The organism is Pseudomonas sp. VMV1, from assembly GCF_056790235.1.
This window is the reverse complement of the sequence record NZ_JBXGSE010000001.1, coordinates 491,047-509,500: the sequence shown is the minus strand read 5'-3', so window position 1 is coordinate 509,500 and position 18,454 is coordinate 491,047. Positions and strand designations below refer to the sequence as shown.

Annotated in this window: 20 protein-coding genes and 1 riboswitch; of the genes, 6 read left to right on the top strand and 14 right to left on the bottom strand. The window is 65.3% G+C overall.

What is annotated here, in order from left to right; all coding sequences use genetic code 11:
• Nucleotides 1-7 precede the first annotated feature (7 nt).
• A riboswitch (cobalamin riboswitch) is annotated at nt 8-202 on the bottom strand.
• A 97-nt stretch (nt 203-299) separates the two neighbouring features.
• Nucleotides 300-629, top strand: a complete 330-nt coding sequence (locus tag ACUCV0_RS02295) for a four-helix bundle copper-binding protein (protein WP_482211897.1) — start codon at nt 300-302, stop codon at nt 627-629.
• Between the two features lie 5 nt (nt 630-634).
• Here the strand turns inward: ACUCV0_RS02295 and ACUCV0_RS02290 are convergent, their stop codons facing one another.
• From ACUCV0_RS02290 to ACUCV0_RS02280, 3 genes are all read right to left on the bottom strand, one after another.
• Nucleotides 635-1,834: a mandelate racemase/muconate lactonizing enzyme family protein gene (locus tag ACUCV0_RS02290; RefSeq protein WP_414205257.1), complete on the bottom strand. Its 1,200-nt coding sequence runs from the start codon at nt 1,832-1,834 to the stop codon at nt 635-637.
• A gap of 10 nt (nt 1,835-1,844) precedes the next feature.
• Nucleotides 1,845-2,822: a 2-hydroxyacid dehydrogenase gene (locus ACUCV0_RS02285; protein WP_482211896.1), complete on the bottom strand. Its 978-nt coding sequence runs from the start codon at nt 2,820-2,822 to the stop codon at nt 1,845-1,847.
• Between the two features lie 90 nt (nt 2,823-2,912).
• Entirely contained in the window at nt 2,913-3,968 is a 1,056-nt protein-coding gene (locus ACUCV0_RS02280; protein ID WP_482211895.1) for a LacI family DNA-binding transcriptional regulator, read from the bottom strand.
• 90 nt (nt 3,969-4,058) lie between these two features.
• On the opposite strand from ACUCV0_RS02280, the gene ACUCV0_RS02275 reads away from it, so the two are divergent.
• The 3 genes from ACUCV0_RS02275 (at nt 4,059) to ACUCV0_RS02265 (ending at nt 6,130) form a co-directional block, all read left to right on the top strand.
• Nucleotides 4,059-4,427, top strand: a complete 369-nt coding sequence (locus ACUCV0_RS02275; RefSeq protein WP_044342397.1) for a YggL 50S ribosome-binding family protein — start codon at nt 4,059-4,061, stop codon at nt 4,425-4,427.
• A gap of 121 nt (nt 4,428-4,548) precedes the next feature.
• Nucleotides 4,549-5,382, top strand: a complete 834-nt coding sequence (locus ACUCV0_RS02270) for a metallophosphoesterase family protein (RefSeq protein ID WP_482211894.1) — start codon at nt 4,549-4,551, stop codon at nt 5,380-5,382.
• 130 nt (nt 5,383-5,512) lie between these two features.
• Nucleotides 5,513-6,130, top strand: a complete 618-nt coding sequence (locus ACUCV0_RS02265; protein WP_482211893.1) for a DedA family protein — start codon at nt 5,513-5,515, stop codon at nt 6,128-6,130.
• Here ACUCV0_RS02265 and ACUCV0_RS02260 read toward each other — a convergent pair.
• From ACUCV0_RS02260 to ttcA, 9 genes are all read right to left on the bottom strand, one after another.
• Nucleotides 6,127-8,373 (bottom strand): xanthine dehydrogenase family protein molybdopterin-binding subunit, encoded by a 2,247-nt coding sequence (locus ACUCV0_RS02260; protein ID WP_482211892.1) that lies wholly within the window; start codon nt 8,371-8,373, stop codon nt 6,127-6,129. The genes ACUCV0_RS02265 and ACUCV0_RS02260 overlap by 4 nt on opposite strands.
• Nucleotides 8,370-8,852, bottom strand: a complete 483-nt coding sequence (locus ACUCV0_RS02255) for a (2Fe-2S)-binding protein (protein ID WP_482211891.1) — start codon at nt 8,850-8,852, stop codon at nt 8,370-8,372. The genes ACUCV0_RS02260 and ACUCV0_RS02255 overlap by 4 nt, the downstream gene beginning before the upstream one ends.
• A 2-nt stretch (nt 8,853-8,854) precedes the next feature.
• Nucleotides 8,855-10,081 carry a c-type cytochrome gene (locus ACUCV0_RS02250; protein ID WP_482211890.1) on the bottom strand — a complete coding sequence of 409 codons (1,227 nt, stop codon included), beginning with the start codon at nt 10,079-10,081 and terminating at the stop codon, nt 8,855-8,857.
• A gap of 292 nt (nt 10,082-10,373) precedes the next feature.
• Complete coding sequence (locus ACUCV0_RS02245; protein ID WP_482211889.1) at nt 10,374-10,694, bottom strand: hypothetical protein; 321 nt, start codon at nt 10,692-10,694, stop codon at nt 10,374-10,376.
• A gap of 54 nt (nt 10,695-10,748) precedes the next feature.
• Complete coding sequence (locus ACUCV0_RS02240; protein ID WP_059314206.1) at nt 10,749-11,285, bottom strand: C40 family peptidase; 537 nt, start codon at nt 11,283-11,285, stop codon at nt 10,749-10,751.
• Nucleotides 11,286-11,381: 96 nt separating this feature from the next.
• Nucleotides 11,382-12,020: a C40 family peptidase gene (locus ACUCV0_RS02235; RefSeq protein WP_420480500.1), complete on the bottom strand. Its 639-nt coding sequence runs from the start codon at nt 12,018-12,020 to the stop codon at nt 11,382-11,384.
• A 96-nt stretch (nt 12,021-12,116) separates the two neighbouring features.
• Nucleotides 12,117-12,881, bottom strand: a complete 765-nt coding sequence (locus tag ACUCV0_RS02230) for an NAD-dependent protein deacylase (protein WP_313648405.1) — start codon at nt 12,879-12,881, stop codon at nt 12,117-12,119.
• On the bottom strand, nt 12,878-13,549 hold the full coding sequence (locus ACUCV0_RS02225) for a DNA-3-methyladenine glycosylase I (RefSeq protein ID WP_059314203.1): 672 nt from the start codon (nt 13,547-13,549) through the stop codon (nt 12,878-12,880). Before ACUCV0_RS02225 ends, ACUCV0_RS02230 begins: the two co-directional genes overlap by 4 nt.
• The gene (gene ttcA, locus ACUCV0_RS02220) at nt 13,549-14,373 is read right to left on the bottom strand and encodes a tRNA 2-thiocytidine(32) synthetase TtcA (RefSeq protein WP_482211888.1); all 825 of its coding nucleotides are present in this window, start codon (nt 14,371-14,373) and stop codon (nt 13,549-13,551) included. Before ttcA ends, ACUCV0_RS02225 begins: the two co-directional genes overlap by 1 nt.
• Before the next feature lie 97 nt (nt 14,374-14,470).
• Between ttcA and ACUCV0_RS02215 the strand changes: the two genes are divergently transcribed.
• The gene (locus ACUCV0_RS02215; RefSeq protein ID WP_059314201.1) at nt 14,471-15,091 is read left to right on the top strand and encodes a DNA-J related domain-containing protein; all 621 of its coding nucleotides are present in this window, start codon (nt 14,471-14,473) and stop codon (nt 15,089-15,091) included.
• 25 nt (nt 15,092-15,116) lie between these two features.
• The gene (locus ACUCV0_RS02210; RefSeq protein WP_271654328.1) at nt 15,117-15,611 is read left to right on the top strand and encodes a SprT family zinc-dependent metalloprotease; all 495 of its coding nucleotides are present in this window, start codon (nt 15,117-15,119) and stop codon (nt 15,609-15,611) included.
• Nucleotides 15,612-15,655: 44 nt separating this feature from the next.
• On the opposite strand, the gene ACUCV0_RS02205 is transcribed toward ACUCV0_RS02210, so the two are convergent.
• Both ACUCV0_RS02205 and htpG read right to left on the bottom strand, forming a co-directional pair.
• Nucleotides 15,656-16,393, bottom strand: coding sequence for a dienelactone hydrolase family protein (locus tag ACUCV0_RS02205; RefSeq protein ID WP_482211887.1), 738 nt, complete (start codon nt 16,391-16,393; stop codon nt 15,656-15,658).
• A 55-nt stretch (nt 16,394-16,448) separates the two neighbouring features.
• Nucleotides 16,449-18,353 (bottom strand): molecular chaperone HtpG, encoded by a 1,905-nt coding sequence (htpG, locus tag ACUCV0_RS02200; RefSeq protein ID WP_313648401.1) that lies wholly within the window; start codon nt 18,351-18,353, stop codon nt 16,449-16,451.
• Nucleotides 18,354-18,454 lie beyond the last annotated feature (101 nt).

Here is an 18,454-nt window from a genome sequence, read left to right as displayed (position 1 = left end):
CATCGCCGAGATGAACGCAAGCGTGGCCGGTCTCCGGGCTGGTGAGTCGATACCCTCGGGCACCCGCTGCGCCCCTTCCCGGCCGGGGCCAGTGGGTCTCGCGCAGCTGCTACTCAACTACCGTTGCGGGGGCAGCGCCGGCTCGACCGGCTTCCCTGTTTCACCCCGACTCAAACGGGGCACCACGTGCAAGGGCGCAGGGTACGGACTACCCGAGAGAGCGTCAATCGATCGCGCGGGCCGAACTCGGCGCCCGGCGGCCGGGTCCACCCTTAGCACCCCACCGCCAGGAGATAGCCATGACCGAATCCTCCCTCGCTGCCTGCATCAAGGCCTGCCTCGACTGCGCGGCCGCGTGCGAAACCTGCGCCAGCGCCTGTCTGGGTGAAGCCAATCTGGACATGATGCGCGATTGCGTCCGCCTGGATCGTGACTGCGCCGACGCCTGCCGGCTGGCCGCCACCTTCATGCAGCGCGGCAGCGATCGCCTGGCCGAAGCCTGTGCCCTCTGCGTGGCGACCTGCCGCGCCTGCGCCGCCGAATGCGGCAAGCACAAGGCCGACCACTGCCAGGCTTGCGCCCAGGCCTGTGAAGCCTGCGCCGCTGCCTGCGCAGCCATGGCCGCCTGAGCCCCTTACCGCGTTGATACCCGCCCGATCCGGTCCGGCCGCTGACGCAGCGCCGGATGCAGGGCGGTGCCCAGGCCCGGTGCGGTTGGCGGTAGCAGCCAGCCCTGCTCCAGTACCGGTAGCTCGGTGACCAGCTCACGATAGAAGCCCGCCAGATAGGCTCGCACCACTTCCTGAAAGATGGCATTGGCTGAGGCCAACCCCAGATGCAGCGAGGCCATCAGCACCACCGGTCCGGTGCAATCGTGCGGGGCGATGGGCTTCTGATAGGCCTCGGCCAAGGTGGCGATCTTGCGTGCCTCGCTCAGCCCACCGCACCAGGACAGGTCCACCATCACATAGTCCAGCGCATCGGCCGCCAGCAGATCGCGGAAGGCACCGCGCATCGCCAGGGTCTCGCTGCCGCAGACCGGAATGCCCGCCAGTCGCCGGAAATCCGCCAACCCCTGAACGTGATCCATCTTGATCGGATCTTCCGCCCAGAAGATGTTGTAGTCCTTGAGTGCTCGGGCGATCTGCAGGGCGCAGGTTGGATTCCACAAGGAATGGAATTCGCACATCACCTCGATGCCATCGCCGACCGCCTCCCTGATACGCGCAAAGGGCTCCAGACCCTGGCGCAAGTCGGTGCTGGACAGATACTGGCCGCCACTGGCCAGGGCGAAGGCGTCGAAGGGCCAGATCTTCATGGCGGCAAACCCTTCGTCCATCAGGCTCTGGGCCAGTTCGCCCGGGTTTTCCACCGCCGCCACCTGATCGTCGTAGCGACCGGCCACGCGGGCCTCGCCCTTGGCGATCAGCCGGCGCTGCTCACCACCGGTATTGAAGTTGGGACTGGCGCAGGTGTTGTAGGCGCGCATCCGCTCGTGGACCTGGCCACCCAGCAGCTGATGGATCGGCACGCCCATAGCCTGGCCGAACAGGTCCCAGAGGGCGATGTCCAGCGCCGAAGCCGCTCGGGTTTCCACGCCGCTGCCGTTGAAGCCCAGATAGCCACGCAGCAGTGCCCGGCTGTGGGCTTCGATCTGCAGGGGATCGCGACCCAACAGCAGCGGCGCGCAAAGCGAGTGGATCTGCGCCTCCACCGCTTCGGCGCCGCGAAAGGTCTCACCGAGACCGACCAGGCCGCTGTCGGTGTGAATCTCCACCCAGAGCAGATTGGGCAGTTGCGTGAGCCTGGTGGTTTCGATGCGAGTGATGCGCATGGCGCCTCCTCTAGCGAGGTCCGTGGACCTGATTGAGCAGCGTTTCGCCCCGACGCAGGCGTTCGATGTTGGCGGCGATGAAGGCATAGCGGCGCGCGAACAGCCCGTGGGTCCAACCCGAGACATGCGGCGTGCAGACGGCATTGGGCAGTTCTTCGAAGCGATGCCGTGCGGGTGCCACGAGATCGCCTTCGCCACTGGGGTAGCGGTACCAGACGTCCAGGTAGGCCTTGGCGATGCGCCGGTCGGCGAGCGCATGATAGAGGGCGTCTTCTTCCACCACCGCCGCCCGTGCCAGGTTCAGCAGCACGGCCTCCGGCCGCATGGCGGCGAACTGGGCAGCGCCGAAACAGCCCCGGGTGGTCTCGTCCAGCGGACAGGCCAGCACTACGTAATCAGCCAGGCCAAGGGCCTCGTTCAGCGCCTCGGGCGCAAGGGCAGCATCGGCCCCGGCGGGCACCCGGCCGTCGCGGGCACTACGGGTGATGGCCAGGATGCGCATGCCGAAGGCCCGCGCCCGCTGCGCCACTGCCTGACCGATCCTGCCAAAACCCAGGATCGCCAGGGTCCTGCCTTGCAGCTCACCGCGCGGCTGGCGCCCCAGATAGGCATGGGTCCAGCGCTCGCTGGCGAAGGCCGCCTGGGCCTCACCCAGGCGCACCTCATGATCCAGCAGGCAGGCCAGGGCGTATTCGGCCATGGGAATCTCGTGCTCGAAGACGTTGCAGACGCGACAGTCCGCTGCCAGCACTCCGAAATCGATGCCATCGAGGCCAGCGCCAGGTACCTGCAGCAGCCGTACCCTGGGCGCCCGCGTTGAACGCTGCAGACGCATGGCGACCAGGACATCGGCGCCCTCGATTCGCTCGTCCCAGGCGGCTGATTCATGGGCTTCCCGCGGCAAGGTAATAAAGGTGGCCGGGCCGGCCAGGTCCCTGGCAAGCGCCTCCTGGTGCGTGGCGGCTTCACCAATCATCACGATCTTCATCCGGCTCCTCCCCTGCTGAGCAAAAATGGTACCGCTACCATTTCAATCACCCTAGCGCTCAGGAAGTCGTCTGACAACCGCCATCTGTCCTTAGGCGCTACCGCGCTCGATCCACTCGACACCCAGGTCGCGCTGTGGCTCTCCATCACTACCCGCCAGACGGGCCAACAACAATTCCGCTGCCGTGTGCCCCAAGGCCGTGGCATCCACCCGTATCGTGGTCAAGGCAGGCAGGGTATGGGCCGCGAAGGCCATGTCGCCGAAACCGATCACCGCCACGTCGCCGGGCACCGCCAGCCCCTGCGCCAGGGCCTCGGTCAGCACGCCATGGGCCAGGGTGTCGGAGGTGCAGACCACCAGCAGCGGCCGCACCTTGGTTTGGGCGAGCAGCTGGCACAGGGCCTGACGCCCCTGCTCCAGGCTGGGCAGGCCGGTGAATAGCGCCGGCGCCGTCTCGGCGATGCCGAGGGTGGCCAGGGCCCGACTCAGGGCCAGACGTCGCCGGGTACCGCGGGGGTCGTCCACCGCCACCTGGGCGACCTGGGCATAACCGCCAGCGTTAGCCCGCTCGGCCAGCAGCGCCCCCACTGCCTCATGGTCAAACCCCACCCCCTGATCGATGGGCTCCGCGCTGAGATCCCAGGTCTCCACCACCGGCACGCCCGCCGCCTGGAGCCGGGCACGGCTGGCCGGCGTGTGATCAACGCCGGTCAGGATCAGGCCATCCGGCCGTCGACTGAGAATGGTCGCCAGCAGCGCCTCTTCCTGCTCGGGATCGTGGCCAGTGACGCCCAGCAACACCTGATACCCGGCCTGAGCCAGTCGCTCGGCCACCGCCTGGTAGCTGTCGGCGAACAGCGGATTGGTCAGCATGGGCACCAGCACCGCCACCAATCGACTGCGATTGGAGGCCAAGGCCCCAGCCACCAGGTTGGGCATGTAGCCGCTTGCTGCTATGGCGGCCAGTACCCGCTCACGGGTGGCCGCCTTGACGCTTGCGGGCGCGTTCACCACCCGCGAGACGGTGATCGGCGCGACGCCGGCCAGGCTGGCCACGTCGCGGATGGTCACGCTACCGGAGCGGCTTCTCGTCTTGCCCGTCACCCTTCCACCCCTGCGCGCTCTGGTCGCAGCCAAAACCGTCATGCTAACCGTCCCTCCCGGCGGTCACCATTGGCATTACCGACCAACGCCAGGGATAATGCCTGCCCTTTCATCGATATCCAGGCCTTCGCCATGACCGATACCAACCAAGATCCCCGTTTGAGCCGCATGAAGCGTCGCCTGCGCAAGAAGCAGTACCTGGGCGAGTTCCAGGAGCTGGCCTTCGAAATCAAGGTGAGCTTCAAGAACGAACTCAGCGAAGACGATCTGGACACCTTCCTGGGTGACTTCATCGACTACGTCGAAGAGCGCAAGCTGGACTACATCGGCGGTTTCGACAACGCCTGGGTCGAAGGCACCATCATGGCCAACAAGCGCTACACCTCGCCCACCGAGGAAGACCGTACCGCCCTGCTGGACTGGCTCAAGGCCCGCGCCGAAGTCGGCGAAGCCAACGCCTCCGACCTGCATGACGCCTGGCACCACGACGGCGAAGTCTAAAAGAGGGTTCAAGGCTGCTGCGCGTGGCTCGCAGGCCTTGGACTAGCCTTTAGACAGCATTGCTGGATAGCTTGGCGCCCGTTGCGGTCGTAAAGGGGAATCCGTTGGAAACCAGGTCCTCATGACGACCCTTCTGCAAATCTCCGATACTCACTTCGGCACCGAGCAACCTGCCGTGGTCGCGGCCCTGGAAGCCCATGTCCGCGAACACGGCGCCGATGTCCTCATCCTCTCGGGGGACATCACCCAGCGCGCCCGGCGCGAGCAATTCGCCGCCGCCAAGGTGTTCGTCGAACGCCTGGAAAGCTACGGCATCCCACGCACCTTGGTGATCCCGGGCAACCACGACCTGCCGCTGTACAACTTCTTCGCCCGTTTCCTGATGCCCTATGGCAACTATCGCCGCCATTTCGGGCAGGATCTGGAGCCCAGTTTCGAGAACGACGAGCTGCTGCTGGTGGGCCTCAACACCACCGCTCCGCAGCGCCACAAGGACGGTGCGGTGAGCATCGCGCAGATCGAGCGCGTGGCCGAGCGCCTGCGCCGCGCCGGGCCGGACAAGCTGCGCATCGTCATCGCCCATCAGCCCTTTGGCGCCCTCGAACTCAGCGACCTGAGCAACCTGCAGCATAACGCCGACCACGCCCTCGCCACCTGGGCCGATGCCGGATTGGACCTGGTGATGGGTGGCCACATCCACCTGCCCTATGTGCTGCCGCTGAGCCGGCAATACCCCACCCTGCCCCGCGAGGTCTGGATCGTCCAGGCCGGCACCGCCCTCTCCTCTCGGGTGCGCGGCACCTCGCCCAATTCCTTCAATCGCCTGCTGGTCGGTGAAGGCGCCGACAAGACCGTCGAGGTGGAGCGCTGGGACTTCCAGGGCGATCGCTTCGTCGTGGGTGAACGCCACGACCTGCGCTGGCAGGCCGCTCAGGACGCCCTGGCGGAGACCTGAGGTCGGCAGCCGGGGCGCCAATGCGCGCTCCTGCGCACTTCCGGCAACGGAAATTGATTCAAGCTGTTGAAACGGCTGGCAGACTCGGGGCGCCGCGTAGTCTTAGGACTTTCCGGCAAGAGTGGCCCTCATGGAATCTCTCACGCAATCGCTGCTTGGCTTCATCGAAACCCATCAGGCTTGGGCGCCGCTAATCGTCGGCCTGCTCGCCTTTGGCGAATCCCTGGTGCTGCTGGGCGTCTTCATTCCGGCTACGGCACTGATGCTGGTGGTCGGCGGCCTGGCTGGCTCAGGGGTCCTCTCGCCAGTACCGCTGGTGCTGGCCGCCATCGTTGGCGCGATCCTTGGCGACATCTGCTCCTACATCATCGGCCGTTGGCTCGGGCCCAGCATCGTCCACCGGCCGCCCTTCCGCCGCTATCGCAAGCAGGTAGCCAAGACCCGGCTGTTCTTCCGCCGCTACGGCTTCTTCGCGGTTTTCGGCGGCCGCTTCCTGACCATGATCCGCAACACCGTGCCCCTGGTGGCCGGGATGATGGCCATGAACCAGCTGCGCTTTCAGTCGGCCAACGTGCTGTCCGCCATCGTCTGGGCGCCCTTGATGATGAGCCCGGGTTACCTGGCCGCCAAGGGCGCCCACCAATTCAGCTTTGCCGGCAACGAGCCCCTGTGGATCGGCGCCGCGGTAGTGGCCCTGCTGGGCGCCGGTGGCGTGCTGTTTCTCAAGCAGCGCCTGAAACGCGCCTAACCGCGAGCGGCCAGCGCGGCGCGCAGGCGCTCGCGGTTCAAGGGCACCTCGCGCAGGCGCAGACCGGTCGCCGCGGCGACGGCATTGGCGATGGCCGCGGGGATGGCGGCAGTGGTGGCCTCCCCGGCACCCACCGCCGGCTCCTCTGGCCGATCGATCAGCTCCAGTTCCAGCTCGGGCAACTCATCGAAGGTCAGCGGCGGATAGGCGCCCCACTCCAGGCTCGTCACCCCCTGGTGATCAAAGCGGACCGCCTGCTTGAGGGTCCGGGCGATGCCTTGCACCACGCAGCCCTCCAGTTGATTGCGCAAGCCGTCCGGGTTGACGATCAGACCGCAATCATGGGCCACCACCACCCGAGTGACCCGTATACCCGTGGCCTCGCTCACCGCCACCTCGACCACCGCGGCCACATAGGCGTTCTCGTTTTCGTAGCGCAGGAAGGCCAGACCCTGACCTTTCGCAGGGGCACCGTCCCAGGCCTTTTCCTGCAGGACCGGCGGTTGCCACCCGGCCTTGGCGCTAGCGGCCTGTAGCACCGCCCGCGCCCGCGGGTCCTGCAGATAGCGCAGGCGGAATTCCAGCGGATCGACCCCGGCCCCCAAGGCCAACTCATCCATGAAGGATTCATTGGCGAAGGTATTGCCGACCGCCCCGAGGGCACGCAAGGCCGACGGTCGCAGCGGCGAATCGCTGGCTTCCAGCCAGTGCGTGGATACCTGGACATTGATCACGTCGTAATCCAGCGGGGCGTTGCGATCGCCACCGCCCCGCCCGCCCTTGAGCGGCAGGTTGTAGGCCAGCTGTCCGGCGAGCAGCGCCGCCCTGCCAGTCTGGTCATTGGGGCGGGTCAGGTGGGTAGGCGTCCAGTTGGCGAAGCGCCAGGCGAGCAGGTCGCCCGCGGTGCTCAGACCACCGGCCAGGCGCATCAGCATGGCTGGCCCCTTGGGATTCCAGCCGTGCTCGTCAGCGCGACTCCATTGCACCCGCACCGGTCGACCACTCAACTTGGACAGCAGCGCCGCGTCGGCAGCCGCATCATCGGCGCCGTTGTGGCCATAGCAGCCGGAGGCCTGCTGATAGATCACATGGATGCTTTCCTCCGGCAGTCCTAGCAGATCCGCCAAGGCCGCCCGTAGCTGGTAGACACCCTGGGTGCCACTCCAGACCGTGGCACCATCCGCGCGGACCTCGGCCACCGCGCAGGAGGGGCCGATGGAATCATGATTCTGATAGGGCCAGCGGTACTCGGCATCGAGCCGCTGCGCGGCGTTCGCCAACTCCTGCTCGACATCACCCGCCTCCTGCTGCACCTCGGGCGGACCGGCCTTGGCTTCCAGGTGCGCATAGAGCTCGCCCGGCAGCGGCATGTCCGGCACCAGACTCCAGTCCACCCGCAGTGCCGCAGCCCCCTGTCGCGCCAGCCATGGCTGCGCCGCCAAAACCACGACGAAGGCGCCCTCGTACACCAGTTGAGCACCGGCAGGCAGCGCACTGGCATCAATGCCGCGAATGCTCACCCCCGCCAGCCGCGCCGAGCCGGTGCAGGGCGGTCGCACCACGCAACCGTGCAGCATGCCGGGCAGGCGCAAGTCATGGACATAATCGAAGCTCCCGAACAGCTTGGCGGGAATGTCCTCGCGCGGCACCGAAGTACCGACCAGGCGGTAATCCTTGACGGCCCGGGTCCGTACGGCCTGGTTGACCAGCCGCCCCAGAGGTCGCCCGCCGACCAGCTCGCCATAGCTGACATAGCGTCCAGTGGGATCACCGCGATACACCACACGGCCATCCACCGTATCCACCACCGCCAGATCCAGACCTAGCCGCCGCGATCCTTCGAGGAACAGGAATTGCCGCGCACTGGCAGCGGCCTTGCGCAACTGGGCGCCACCCACCTGCAGGCTCTTGCTACCCGCAGTGATGCCCTGGTCCGGGGTCAGCCGGGTATCCCCCTGGATCAATCGGGTGGCGGTGAAGGCCACACAGAGCTCCTCGGCCACGATCTGGCGCAGCGCCGTACTGACCCCAGTCCCCAGCTCCACCTTGCCGCTGTAGACAGTGACCTGGCCCTCGGCATCCACCGCCAGCCAGGCATCCAGTTGCCGCTGATCGAGGGTCTTGGCCAGGGCGGCACTATCGGCGGGGGCGGGCAGCACCTGGGCAGCGACCGGTCGCTGCAGGCTGAAGCCCAGCAGCAGCACCGCGCCGCCGCCGAGAAAGGCGCGTCGCGACAGCGTCATGCCGGGGCCTGCTTGTCACGCAAGAGCATCGCCGCCCGCTTGACCGCGCGCAGGATGCGGTAGTGGGTGCCGCAGCCACAGAGGTTGGCCGCCAGCGCCTGGCGGATCTGCGCATCGCTCGGATCAGGCACTCGTTCCAGCAGCGCCTGGGCGGTCATCACCATGCCCGGGATGCAATAGCCGCACTGGGCTGCCTGTTCTTCGATAAAGGCCCGCTGCAACGCATGGGGCGCCTCAGGGGTACCCAAGCCCTCCAGCGTCAGCAGCTCACGACCAACGAAGGACGTCGCGGGTAGCAGACAGGCGCGGACGGGCTTGCCATCCGCCAGCACGGTGCAGGCACCGCATTCACCCAGGCCACAGCCGAATTTCGGTCCCTTCAGACCCAGCTCGTCGCGCAGGGCGTCCAGCAGAGGCATGCGTGGATCGACGTCGAGTTGCCGGGTCTCGCCGTTGACCTTGAGTTCGATGGCCGCCACCGCTATTTCTCTCCTTCGCGCGCGGCCGCCACGTCCGCGGGACGGATATCGGCGGCATGGCCACCGAAACGGCGGCCGATGTAAGTGGCCAGATCGGCAAGCTGCTGGTCGCTGAGCAGATCGCGATAGGCTGGCATGAAGGCATGCTCGGTGCGGCCCTGACGGTCGAGCCCGTCGAGCAGCACGCGTACGAGGTTGGTCCCGGCCGGATCGCGTACCGCCGAATAGTTGCTGAAGGAACGCGGATAGGGTCCAGCCGGACCGCGATCATCCGGCGCATGGCAACTGGCGCAGGCCGACTGCAACAGGGCTGCGCTTTCCGCCTCGCCCGCCGTGAGAGGTCCGCCTTCCCCGGGCGGCTGCACCTCGGCGCGCGCGGGGACCGCTCCTGGCTGGGCAGGCAAGGTCCGCAGATAGGCGATCAGGGCAGCGAGATCGGCGTCGTCCAGATGGCGGGTACCGCCGCTCACCACCTCGGCCATGGGCCCCGCCGCCACGGCCTCCCCACGCTGATGCCCTTCACGCAGATAACGGGCGAGCTTGGCATCGCTCCAGCCGCCGAGACCGCGGCGGTCCGGGGTGAGATTCCAGGCCGTCCAGCCCTGCTGGGTCGCCCCGGCATAGGCCCGACCGCTATCGAGCCCCTGGCTCCAGGATCGCGGGGTATGGCATTCCTGGCAGTGCCCCACGGCCTCGGCCAGGTAGGCGCCCCGCGCCAGCCGGGCATCGGCCACTGCGGGAAGCGGGCCTGGGGTGAAGTTCAGCCACTTCCAGCCACGGATCAGCGCACGCTGGTCATAGGGGAAGCGCAGGGCATTGGCTGGCGGCGCATAGGGCACCGGCCGCTGGATCCGCAGGAAGGCGAAGATAGCAGCGACGTCTTCGTCGCTCAGGCGAGTAAAGGCGGTATAGGGAAAGGCGGGATAGAGCTGCTCGCCTTCACGGCCGAGACCGTCGTGCAGCGCGCGGCGGAACTGATCCGTCGTCCAGTCGCCCAGCCCCTGCTGGCGATCCGGGGTGATGTTGCTCGAATAGAGGCGGCCGAAGGGCGTATCGAAGGCGACACCGCCGGCGAAGGGTGCGCCATCCGGGCGGGTATGGCAGCCCTGGCAGTTACCCAGGCGAGTCAGATATTCGCCCCGCGTCAGGGTCACCTCATCCGCCTGGGTCAAAGCAGCGGAAGACAAAAGCAGGATCCCCGCCAGGCTTGGCAGGGCGAAGGATCTCATCGACGCTCCTCGTGAGGTCGAACCGGACTGGCCGATTTCGCCGTGGCTTTTGCCTCATCCTAATCGCAGCGGCGCGCTACCGTGGCACGCGACCCCTGAGCTGAGAGACAGCCAACAGTTTTGACCAGGGCGCCCTCGGCGGCCTTTACATTTCCGGCGGTAGTCGTCCCTCCCTCAACAAACCGCGACCCAGGCCTTTCACCCTCCCCTCGCCGTTGATCACTTGCGTTTTGCGCCACTCAGGACAGTAAGGAGAACTCCCAAACGCCGCTATTTATAGGGGTGGTATTATCTAACGCTTGGGCACGAAGCCATCGGGCTTGGCCGCCAGCCAGTCGACGAATTGGCGAATGCGCGCATCGCTGAGGAGCAGCTCGCGACTGTTGTACTCCATCGCCAAGGTCTTTTCGTCGAAGGTCTGGTGGATATGGTTGTGGCAGGGTCGGCAGACCCAGAGGGTGGCGGTGATCCGGCTGACGCGGTCGAATTTCTTGCGCACGTAGCCCTTGTCGTGCAGCGAACGAGGAATCAGGTGGTGACGGGTGAGCGGTGCCGCCCGACCGCACAGCTCGCAGCGAGCCGGCTGGGGCGGCAGACGTATCGCCTGGGGCATGATGGGCTCCGCACGGGCTGGATGCCTATTCGAGCGGCCCAGGCGAAGCGGGGTTCAATAGCCGCCGGCGAGACTCGGCGTGAACAGGACCCGCTTGGCCTGCAGGTAGCTTTTCTGCCAATAGGGCTTGGCCAGACTGTCCAGGCGTACGGTACCGCCGGTGCGCGGCGCATGCACGAAACGCCCTTCCCCGACATAGATGCCGGCATGGCTTACCTGGCGACCGCCCGCGGTGGCGAAGAAGATCAAGTCGCCAGGCTGCAGGGCATTGCGTGCCACATTGGGCGAACCCAGGGTGATCATTTCCCGGGTCGAGCGTGGCAGGGTGACGCCGGCCGCGTCGCGATAGACATAGCCAATCAGGCCACTGCAGTCGAAACCGCCAGCCGGTGTATTACCACCATAGCGATAAGGCGTTCCCACCAGCCCGATAGCGCGAAAGAGCACATCGTTGGCCGCCTGGGCCTGGCTTTCCAGCATGGGACGAGAGGCGACCGGGGCTACCGGTGCGGGTGCCTGGGGCGGTCTGCCGGCACAGGCGGCCAGCAGCACGAAGGCGCAATACAATCCGAGGCGAGCCGCATGCGGCATTGGGAACATCCTTAGTTATCCATTGATCGCCGCCGGCCTGCCACGCAGCACCGGCGGGTCCTCGAAGCGCACCGGCGACAATCGCAGCGATACGCTTCAGCGCAATACGCGCTTGCCTTCCAGGAAACTCACCTTCCAGTACTGGTCGTCCAGGCTGTCCACTCGCACCCCGCCGCTCCGGCGACTGGAGGAATGGATGAACTTGCCTTCGCCCATGTAGATACCGGTGTGACTGACCCGACCACGGCCGTTGCTATTGAACAGCAACAGATCGCCGGGTTCCAGATCGTTCTTGCTCACCACCGGCACTTCGAGATCGATGATCTCGCGGGTAGAGCGCGGCAGGTTCATGCCGGCCCGCTCGCGGAACACGTAATTGACGAAGCCGCTGCAATCGAAACCAGTCAAGCTGCTGCCGCCACGGCGATAGGGCGTCCCTACCAGCTGGGTCGCGCGGTCGAGGATCTGGTCTGCCAGATTGGGTAGCGCCTGACGCGGGCCCACTTCGTGATCCCAGTCGAGCTGCTGCGGTGAGCGGGTATGGGGGAAGACCGGACGCTGCGGACCTGCCTCGCTCTCCACGGCCGTCGAGCCGTTGGCAGCACTGCTCAGGCTATGCAGCGAGGCAATCTGGAAGGTGTGGGAGGAGCTGGACTGATCCTGGGCGACCGCGGCGTCGGGGCTTTGCGGTGCACTTGCGCAGGCGGCGAGCAGACAGACAAAAGACAGAGGCACGAGGGGTGCGAGGCGGTTCCTTGGCATGGGCACGACCGTGACGTTTTTTCAAAGTTTCGCCACCTTGCCGACCTGGATCACAGATAGCAAGTTTTTTTAGCCGCTGATGTGACTCAAAAGCGGAGGAAGGACGTCTACGGCCCTTTTTTTGAGCTGAATGGTCGCCAGACCGCTCAACGACGAACGGTCCGGGTTGATCTCGATGAGATCGCCACCCTGCGCCAGGGTCTGGCCGATCGGCGCCTGGATATAACCAAAGGCAGCCGTGGTGCCGACGGCGATCACCAGATCGAAACCCTCCGCCACTGCAGCCTGCAGACGTTGCAGCTCGGTGACCGGCAGAGCCTCCTCGAACAGCACCACCGGTGGCCGCAGGATGCCACCGCAGCCAAGGCAACGCGGTGGCAACGGACCTGCGAGGCAGGCCTGGGCATCCGCCACCGCCTGCCCACAGCTCATGCAGGCCAGCGGCTCCAGCTGCCCATGAATCTCGATCAGCCGCGCCAGCGGAAACCCCGATTGCCGATGAAAGCCATCGATGTTCTGGGTCAGCACCCAGCTGCCGGGACAACGCCGACCGAAGCTGGCGATCGCCTGGTGCGCCGCATTGGGCACGGCCGCGGCGCAGGCTCGTCCGAGCTGGGCAAGATAGCGCCAGCAGACGTCGGGACGCTGCCGCAACATGCTGCCCGACAGCGCCGCCTCGATGGGGACGCCCTCGTCGGTGAGGCCGTTGTACAGGCCACCCAGACCGCGATAGGTCGGCAGTCCGGAATCGGCGGACAGCCCTGCCCCGGTAATGAACAGCACCCGCTCGGCCCTTTCGAGCAGGCCTTGAGCGCGCGCCAGGGCATCACTCAATGATTCACCGTCAGAGCCAGCATCACCGACAGCTGGCAGAGCGGCCGTCCGCTCTGTTCCTGCCAGAGATTGAAGGCCTCTTGCATCTTCTGGCGGTCACGCTTGGCGGTGGGTGCCTTGTCGAGGATGTTCTGCGCCTTGAGCGCCGTCACCACGTCGTCGGTCGCCAGGAAGGTGTCCTTGCCGGCCATGCGCAGGAAACGCTGTGCCGACAGACCACCCAGCTGGTTGCCCCGCTTGGTCAGCAGCTCCCACAGACCGACGATGTCCTGGCCTGGCCACTCGGCCAGCAGTTGACCGAAGCTGCCGTGGCTACGCTGAAAATCGAGCACCATCTGGGCGTTGATCGGCACGCTGCGCAGCTTGCCCAGGTGGCGGATCAGCCGCGCATCCTGCATCAGCCGCTCCAGACGCTCACCGCCCATGAGCACCACCTTCTCCGGATCGAAGCCGAAGAACACCTCCTCGAAGGCGGGCCACTTGGCATCCACCAGGCTGTGCTTGAGCCCGGCGCGAAAGATGCGGCGGGTCAACAGCGACAGATAGCGGTCATCGCCCACGGACCTCAGGGTCGCGGCGTCCACCGGTTGCGGCAGCCGCGCCTCCAGGGCCGCGCGGGAACCGCAGCGGTTGAGCGCGTATTCGAGCAGCCAGGTGTAATCCCGCATCAGAGATTCATCACCTGGACGAAGCGCGGCGTCGCGCTGTCATCGATCTTGAGGCTGGCGAAATCGAACAACTCGCGATCGGCCAGTTGCGACGGCACGACGTTCTGCAGGGCGCGGAACATGATCTCGGTACGTCCCGGCGTCTTGCGCTCCCACTCCAGCAGCATCTCCTTGACCACCTTGCGCTGCAGGTTTTCCTGGGAGCCGCAGAGGTTGCAGGGAATGATGGGGAATTCGCGCAGGACGGCGTAGGCCTCGATGTCCTTCTCGTTGCAATAGGCCAGCGGGCGAATCACCACGTTGCGCCCGTCGTCGGCGCGCAGCTTGGGGGGCATGGCCTTGAGGGTGCCGCCATGGAACAAATTGAGAAAGAAGGTTTCTACCATGTCATCGCGATGATGGCCGAGCGCCATCTTCGTCGCACTGATCTCATCGGCGAAGGTGTAGAGAATGCCCCGCCGCAGGCGCGAGCACAGCGAGCAAGTGGTCTTGCCCTCGGGGATCTTTTCCTTCACCACGGAATAGGTATCACGTTCCAGAACGTGGTACTCGACCCCCAGCTCCGCCAGATACTGAGGTAAAACGTGTTCAGGAAAGCCCGGCTGTTTCTGGTCGAGGTTGACCGCCACGATCTCGAAACGAATCGGGGCGACCTTCTGTAGATAGAGCAGCATGTCGAGCAGGGTGTAGCTGTCCTTGCCGCCGGACAGGCAGACCATGACCTTGTCGCCGTCCTCGATCATGTTGTAGTCGGCGATGGCTTCGCCGGTAAGACGGCGCAGGCGTTTCTGCAGCTTGTTCTGGTTGACCGAAAGGGTGCCCATGGATGAATCCGCGAAAGGAAAAAACGAAAGGCCGGCATTTTACGCGCAAAGCGGCCGGCGCCCTACCCCGAACGTCAGTCCGGAGCGACCGACAGCCATGAGCGATACCCAGGAGCTCATGAAGGCGCTGCACCAGGAATTGCTCAGGGCCCAGACCAGCCTGTCGGAGTACGAGTTGCTGCAGGCCCTGCGCCGGGCAGGCTCGCCGCTGATCCCACCCCGTCCGGTGACCGACAACTATCAACTCTTCCGCCTGCACTTTCGCGTCTTCAACGCCCTCTACCAGTTGCGCGACCAATTGCGTGCGGAGCAACGCGCCGAACTCATCATCAGTGCCCTGCGCATAGAGCTGCGCCCCTATCTGCGCGCCCGCGCCGGGCTGGTCGTGGCCGACCCCTTGCGTGCCTATTACCTGGATCTCACCCAGCTGGAGACCACCACGCCCGAAGACGTGGCGAATCTGCTCAATCACTTCTGGGCGCTGGTCAACGGCGAATCGGAGCTGCTGGAAGCCCTGCGTCTGCTGGGCCTGGATCGCTCGGCCGACTATGGCCAGATCCGCCGCCGCTATCGCCAGCTCGCCAGCCGTCATCACCCCGATCACGGCGGCAGCACCGGCCGGCTGCAGGCCATCAATGCGGCCATGGATACGCTACGGCGGCACTACGGCCACCAGCCGACCGCGGACGCTAGGGCACAGGCACGAGCTTCGGCATAATTGTCCGGCGCTCCAGAGGTTGCCCATGTCTGAACAACTCAAAGACCGGGTCGAAGACTGCTATCGACAGGCCGAGGCCTTTTTCAAACGCCGATTTCCCCGCCCCGAGGTCAGCCTGGCCCTGCGTGGCCAGCGGGCCGGCGTCGCTCATCTCACCGAGAATCGGCTGAGATTCAACGGGCAGCTCTATCAGGAAAACCGCGGCCATTTTCTCGAACAGACTGTCGCCCATGAGGTGGCGCACCTGGTGGCGCATCAACTGTTTGGCGGTGGCATCAGGCCTCACGGCGAGGAGTGGCAGCTGATCATGCGCGGCGTCTATGGGCTGCCGCCGGATCGCTGCCATACCTATGAGCTGCCACAGCGAGCCCGGACGCTCTATCTGTATCGCTGCAGCTGCCCGGATGGTCGTTTCGAGTTCACTGCCCAGCGTCACGCGCTGGTGCGCAAGGGGCGACGCTATCTGTGCCGGCGCTGCCGGACACCGCTGGACTTCACCGACGAAGTCATCCGCGGCTGATCCTGCCGGGCCCGGTCAGGGCACCGGCAGGTGTTGGCAAGCACTCAGCCCTGGGCGAAGACTTCCGCGAACAGGTTGTGCATTGCCAGGAAGGCACGCTTGGCGACCACCGGGTGGTACTGCTGCTTGCCCGGATTGTTGGCTTCGGGATCGGTGAAGGAATGCACCGCGCCGCCATAGCTCAGCAACTGCCAATCCACCTGGGCGGCATCCATTTCCTGGCGGAAACCGGTGAGCTGCTCGTCTGGCACCATCGGATCCGAGGCACCGTGCAACACCAGCACCGGACCGGTGATACGAGCCGCATCGGCCGGCGCAGGCGTATCGAGATTGGCGTGGAAGGTCACCACCGCGCTCAGCGGGGCGCCATCGCGCGCCAGCTCCAGGGCGGCGCAGCCGCCGAAGCAGAAGCCGATGGCCGCGATCTGATGGACGTCCACCGCCGCTGTCTCCGCCTGGGCAACCAGCGCCGCATAGGCCGCCTGCATGCGCTGGCGCAGCAGGGCGCGATCGCCACGGATCGGCGTCATGGCTGCCAGGGCCTCGTCGGCATTTTGCGGCCGGACGTTACGCCCATAGAAGTCCACCACCAGGTAGGCCAGACCGTCGGCCTCAGCGAGTTCTTTGGCCTGCTCCACGGCACCGTGGGACACCCCCATCCAGTTCGGCGCGAACAGCACGCCAGGTCGAGTGGGATTACCACTGGTGGCGTAGACCAGCTGGCTCTCGAACGGCTGGCCATCGATTTCGTAGGCAACGGGTTTTACAGTGACATCGACCATGGGGTCCTCCAAAGGGTGGATAGAAAGAAGCCCGCCGAGGCGGGCTTCTCTATCTTTAAGCGGACAATTCCACCAGCAATTTGTTTAACCGGCGGACATAGGCGGCGGGATCCTTGAGGCTATCGCCCGCGGCCAGCGCAGCCTGATCGAACAGGATGTGCGACAGGTCGGCGAAACGATCCTCGTCGGGCTCGCCATCGAGTTTCTCGATCAGCGGGTGCTGCGGATTGATCTCGAAGATCGGCTTGGAATCAGGCGCCTTCTGGCCGCTGGCTTCCAGAATCCGGCGCATCTGCAGACCCAGATCCTGCTCACCGATAGCGAGGATCGCCGGCGAGTCGGTCAGGCGATGGGAAACGCGGACTTCGCTGACTTGAGCATCCAGGGCCTGCTTGAGGCGTTCCACCAGGCCTTCCTTGGTCTTGGCGACCTCTTCCTGGGCTTGCTTGTCTTCTTCGCTGTCCAGCTTGCCGAGGTCCAGATCGCCACGGGCGACATCGACGAAGTGCTTGCCGTCGAATTCGGTGAGGTAGCTCATCAGCCACTCGTCGATGCGATCGGTCAGCAGCAGCACCTCGACACCCTTCTTGCGGAAGACTTCCAGGTGCGGGCTGTTCTTGATCTGGGCATGGCTCTCGCCAGTCAGGTAGTAGATCTTGTCCTGACCTTCCTTCATGCGGCCAATGTAGTCGGCCAGGGAAACGTTCTGAGCGTCGTCGCCGTTGTGAGTCGAGGCGAAGCGCAGCAGGCCGGCGATCTTCTCGCGGTTGGCGAAGTCTTCCGCCGGACCTTCCTTGAGCACCTGGCCGAAGTGCCCCCAGAACGACTGGTATTTTTCCGGCTCGCTCTTGGCCAGCTTCTCCAGCATGTCCAGCACCCGCTTGGTCAGGGCCGACTTCATGGAGTCGATCACCGGATCCTTCTGCAGGATCTCGCGGGAAACGTTCAGCGACAGGTCGTTGGAGTCCACCACACCCTTGATGAATCTCAGGTACAGCGGCAGGAACTGGTCGGCCTGATCCATGATGAAGACGCGCTGCACATAGAGCTTGAGGCCCTTGGGCGCTTCGCGCTGGTAGAGATCGAAGGGGGCACGGGCCGGCACATACAGCAGCGAGGTGTATTCGAGCTTGCCCTCGACCTTGTTGTGGCTCCAGGTCAGCGGGTTTTCGAAGTCATGGCCGACGTGCTTGTAGAACTCCTGGTAGTCCTCGTCCTTGAGTTCGGTACGCGGACGGGTCCAGAGCGCGCTGGCACGGTTGACGGTCTCCCACTCGGCTTCGGCCGACTGTTCTTCCTCGCTCTCCTGCTGTTCCCTGGGCAACTCGATGGGCAGACCGATGTGATCGGAGTACTTCTTGACCACGTTGCGCAGGCGCCAGCCATCGGCGAATTCCAGCTCCTCGGGCTTGAGGTGCAGCACGATACGAGTACCGCGCTCGGGCTTGTCGATGGTCGCGACCTCGAACTCCCCTTCCCCCTTGGACGACCAGTGCACGCCCTCCGCGGCGGGTTGGCCGGCACGACGGGTATAGACATCGACCTGGTCGGCGACGATGAAGGCCGAATAGAAGCCCACACCGAATTGACCGATGAGGTTGGAATCCTTCTTCTGGTCGCCGCTGAGATTCTTCAGGAAATCGGCGGTGCCGGACTTGGCGATGGTGCCAAGGTGGGCGATGACCTCTTCACGGCTCATGCCGATGCCATTGTCTTCGAGGGTGACCGTGCCGGCCTCCTTGTCGAAGCTCAGGCGAATCTTCAGCGTATCCCCGCCTTCGAGCAGATCGGGCTTGGACAAAGCCTCGAATCTGAGCTTGTCGGCCGCGTCGGAGGCGTTGGAAATCAATTCGCGCAGGAAGATTTCCTTGTTGGAATACAGCGAGTGAATCATCAGGTGAAGCAGCTGCTTCACTTCGGTCTGGAAGCCTAGGGTTTCCTTTTGAGTCTCCACACTCATGCTACGAACTCCGCTATCGATAGGTACGCGCCAGATGCCTGGCGATGTGGCGGAGATGGGGGCGACGCGCAACATTTCAACCTTTCCGGTTCCGGTTCGCG